Annotated in this window: 1 pseudogene; it reads left to right on the top strand. The window is 76.0% G+C overall.

Features of this window, described 5'->3' with window-relative positions:
* Positions 1-470 (top strand): annotated as a pseudogene (locus ACZ5CR_RS45525) (histidine kinase); the annotation flags it as partial.

Here is a 470-nt window from a genome sequence, read left to right as displayed (position 1 = left end):
GGCGCCACCGGACGCGATCGTGGCCCTCGACGACGGCCCGGACGGGCAGCGTCAGGGCCTCGACGTCATACGTGAGGTCCGCGCCGACCCGGCAGGGCAGGCGCTTCCGCTGCTCATGGTCACGGCGGCCCGCACCCACGCCCCCGGGACCGTCGCCGATCTGCTGCGGCACGGCGCCGACGACTGCCTGCCGGAGGCCTGTGACCCGCGCGAGCTCTCCGCGCGGATAGCGGCCAAGCTGCACCGTGTCCCGGTCCCGGTGGAGAACCTGCTGCGCGATCCGCGCACCGGCCTCTACTCGGGGCCGCACTTCATGGACGAACTCGACCGCGAGCTCAGCCGTCCGCCCGCCGCCCGGCGCGGCGGTGTCCTCGCCGTGGTCGGTGTCGCCGAGATGGCGGCCCTGGAGACACGGCTCGGGCCGCGCGTGCGGCGCGAGGTCGCCGAGCGGCTCGCGGGTGTCGCGGAAC

The organism is Streptomyces sp. NPDC031274, from assembly GCF_055570235.1.
Note: the sequence above shows the minus strand (reverse complement) of the source record. Positions and strands in the feature narration are given on the sequence as shown.